The sequence below is a fragment of the Flavobacterium sp. genome (assembly GCF_028712645.1).
Classification (GTDB): Bacteria; Bacteroidota; Bacteroidia; order Flavobacteriales; family Flavobacteriaceae; genus Flavobacterium.
The window spans coordinates 1-3922 of record NZ_JAQTPQ010000302.1 but is presented as its reverse complement, the minus strand read 5'-3'; the positions used below and the strand labels follow the sequence as shown (position 1 = coordinate 3922).

Sequence of the window (3922 nt, the reverse complement as noted above, 5' to 3'; positions counted from 1 at the left end):
ACCTCTTCCCTTCCCGAACAGAGTAGTTAAGCCCGCCTGCGCAGATGGTACTGCAATTATGTGGGAGAGTATGTCGTCGCCTTTCTTTTGAAAAACCCTATTCCTATCGGAATGGGGTTTTTTGTTTTGGTTCTATATGCTTAGTAATGATTGGAGTCAAGCCGGGTCAATCCGGATCAATCTTAAAACCTGTGGAGTGACAAAATTTAAGCATAAATATTATTATCTACAAGTTATGTTCGTTTGACTGGACTAAAGTCTGGCCTTACAAAATGAATCGAGCCGATGGCTCTTGAGAATTTACGTGAAAATCCCGTAGGGATGATATATATTGTAGCAACGGATTTTAATCTGTTGGTTTAATAGGAATAATATATTTTTATAACGATATTGATAAATCATTTTTAATTATTTATATCTGACATAATACCCACAAACCCCATTAATCTGGCATTCCTCACATTTAGGAGTTGGACGACAAATTTCCCTTCCTAAAAACGAAATTGCCATACCAATTTCTCCCCAAATCGCTTTTGGCAAGATTTTCATCAATTGTTTTTCGACTTTAATCCCGTCTTTGGATTCGGGGATTAGTCCAATTCTGGGTGCTACTCGGATTACGTGTAAATCGGCAATTATGCCTTCTACAGGAACTTTGGCTTCGCGCATAATAACATTGGCAGATTTTCGTCCGATGCCTTTTAGAGTCGTTAATCCGTCCATCGTGAGCGGAAGGTTTTTTTCTTTTTGGATTGTTTTTGCAATTTCCAACAACCAATTGGCTTTGGTTCTGAAATTCCTAACTTTGGAGATATAAGGAATTAATGCGTCCACATTCGAAACGGACAGGTTTTCCATATTCGGAAAAAATTCAAATAATGCAGGAGCAATTTTATTGATATTAGCATCGGAATCCTGGGCTGATAAAACGATCATTACTATTAATTGATATAAATTATGATAGTCCAACGGGTGTTTTCGACCTTTGTATTTGATTAGAATCGGAGCTAGTTTCTCAGACCAATCATTTGAATCTTCAAATAACTTCATAATTTGGTTTTTATCTTTCACAAAAAGCAGCCCGTCACTTCAAAATTGTATCGAGAAGCTTACAATGTTAGGGTTCTCGATACATTTTATTAAAAAAAGCTATCGCATTTTTTAATAAAACACTCGAACAGACGGCATACAGTTCGATTAATTTGTCACAGTAAATTTAAAGCTTAAATGGTATAAATTCAAAATTTGGTTTTTATCTTTCACAAAAAAAAACTGCTAATTCCCCAATTTGATTGGGGAATTAGCAGTATAAAGTTAAGATAAAAATACTAAAAGACCTTTTTTGTTTTTATGAATTCTTCCAATATTGTGGTTTTGTTTCTTTAGTTCTTTGAAACCAGTAGTCTTGCGTTACCTTGTGATTGTCCAAAGTTCTTAGTCTTCGCTCAAAAACATAAATGGTAGGATTGAAAACCATATCAGTTACTGCCACAGTATATAATTGAGGATCTTCTTCTTCTTTTTTCTTTTCTTCTTCTAGAATTACTTCAAAATCATTGTGCTCTAAGAGTTGTTTTAGGAAATCCTTACGATTTTCATCAACACCTTTTTCGACAAAAGTAACTCTTGTTTCTCCGATGCTTCCAAATGAATGTTTTCCGTCTAATGATGCCATAACTTATTTATTAAAAACGTTGCTTAACTCAAAAATGTAATCGTATAATGGGCTATATAAACCTAAAACCAAGATGCCTATAACTGTGGCTAATAATCCCAATCGCATATAAATTTTGTTTTTGAAAAATGGAATAGGATTATCACTTTTTCTGATAAACATTGCTCTCACCACTAATAAATAGTAATAAAGTGAAATGGTTACGTTCGCAACTGCTAAGAAAACTAGTAAATAATAACCTTTGCTTGCGGCAGCTGTGAATAAGAAAAACTTACCAAAAAATCCTGCCACAGGAGGAATACCTGCCAATGAAAACAAAGCTAACATCATCACTAGACTTAAGTTAGGATTCGTTCTGTACAAGCCATTATAATCGTCTCTATTTTCTTTTCCAGTTTGTAATGAGATTGCTTGTACCACTCCAAAAGCAGCCAAGTTGGAAAATATATAAACCAATACAAAATAGACTACAGTTGCAGTTCCTAATTGTGTTCCTGTAATTAATCCCAACAATATAAATCCAGCTTGCGCAATCGATGAGAAGGCTAAGAAACGTTTCATATTTTGTTGTCGAATAGCGAATAGATTACCAACGAACATTGTGGCGAGTGCTACCACATATATAATATTTTCCCAAACGTGCATCAATGGTTTAAAGACGGTAAACATTAAAACCATCAAAATAAATACTGCTGCACCTTTTGATATTACCGATAAATAGGAAGAAACACTGATTGGTGCACCTTCATAAACATCTGCTGTCCAGAAATGAAAAGGGACTAGTGATATTTTAAATGCTAATCCAGAGAAAAACAAGATAAAGGCCAATATTGTTAAGTTGTTTGAAGTGATGACTCCAATAATATCTGCAAAATAAATCGATCCAGTTCCTGCATACAATAACGAAATTCCAAACAAGGAAACTCCTGATGCCAATCCTGCCGATAGAATGAATTTAACTCCAGCCTCACTTGATATTCTTTTAGAAGTTTCCCAAGCTACCAATGCAGCCACTGGTAAAGTAGACAATTCAAGACCAATGTAAAACATTAGAAAATCGCCTGCCGAAATCATAAAATACATTCCTAAAAGGGAAGAAAACATTAGCATAAAAAACTCTGTCCCTTTATTATCTTTTACTAATTTCTCTTGAATCCAATCGGCAGATTGAAGTAACAATATCAAAACGCCCACATTAAGCACATTTTTGAAGAGATGAATCAGGTCATTGGTGCGAAACATTCCGCCAAACAAACTGGTTTCTTCAACACCGAAAAAGCCTACAAGAGTATGAACACCAAATAGAAATAAAGCTAAGTGTACGATATAACTTTTCTTGCTTTTAGGTATGAAAATTTCGCCTACAATTAATAATAATATAATTGTCAATAGGAAAATTTCTTGTCTCATTATTATAAAACTATTGAAATTCATTTTGGTTATCTATTTTAGATTTTTAATACTCCTTTTATAAACGGTTCTAAACTTGCCATAATCATATCGCTCAACCATATTGGTGCTACTCCCATTCCAATAATTGGAATCAATAACAATAAAATACCTGTTTTTTCATACCAAGTGGCTTTTGGTAAATCGTTATGATGCTCATCTATTATTGGGCCCATCATAATTTTTCCAACCAGCCTTAAAATATAAACTGCTGTCACTACGATTGATGAAACGGCAAAAATTGTCAAAACTCTGTGGAATGTATCGGGATGTTCAAAAGCACCTACAAAAATATTCATTTCCGCCACAAAACCACTGAATCCTGGCAAACCTAAATAGGCTAAACCTGTTATTACATATATAGCACCGATGAAAGGTAGAATTTTCATTAAACCTCCCAATTTATGAATGTCTCTTGTATGAGTTCTACCGTAAATCATTCCAATTAAGGCGAAAAATAAAGCGGTTAATAATCCGTGGGAAAGGGACTGTAATATTGCTCCGTTCCAAGCAATTTTATTGAGTGTTAATAATGCAAATAAAACCAAACTTAAGTGACTAACTGAGGCATAAGCATTAATGTATTTTAAATCAGTTTGTCTTATCGCTCCAAAAGCACCGTAAACTACTCCGATTGTTGCTAAAATTATAAAAAACCAAGACCATTCGATCGCTCCTAAAGGCAATAAAAACATTGCGATTCTGAAGATTCCATATCCTCCTAATTTCATCAAAACTCCAGCGTGTAACATTGAAACTGCTGTTGGTGCTGAGGCGTGACCGTCAGGTGACCAAGTG

The 3922-nt window shown here is 34.5% G+C and carries 4 protein-coding genes and 1 rRNA gene; 1 reads left to right on the top strand and 4 read right to left on the bottom strand.

The window, feature by feature from the left end:
• Nucleotides 1–85, top strand: a 5S ribosomal RNA gene (gene rrf, locus PHC28_RS16730); the annotation flags it as partial.
• A 323-nt stretch (nt 86–408) separates the two neighbouring features.
• Here rrf and nth read toward each other — a convergent pair.
• The 4 genes from nth to PHC28_RS16710 form a co-directional block, all read right to left on the bottom strand.
• Complete coding sequence (gene nth, locus PHC28_RS16725; RefSeq protein WP_300103288.1) at nt 409–1050, bottom strand: endonuclease III; 642 nt, start codon at nt 1048–1050, stop codon at nt 409–411.
• A gap of 298 nt (nt 1051–1348) precedes the next feature.
• Nucleotides 1349–1675, bottom strand: coding sequence for a hypothetical protein (locus PHC28_RS16720; protein ID WP_300103287.1), 327 nt, complete (start codon nt 1673–1675; stop codon nt 1349–1351).
• Nucleotides 1676–1678: 3 nt separating this feature from the next.
• Nucleotides 1679–3085 (bottom strand): NADH-quinone oxidoreductase subunit N, encoded by a 1407-nt coding sequence (locus PHC28_RS16715; protein WP_300103285.1) that lies wholly within the window; start codon nt 3083–3085, stop codon nt 1679–1681.
• Between the two features lie 38 nt (nt 3086–3123).
• Nucleotides 3124–3922, bottom strand: a 799-nt coding sequence (locus tag PHC28_RS16710; protein ID WP_300103283.1) for a proton-conducting transporter membrane subunit, incomplete at its 5' end; no start/stop codon positions are given.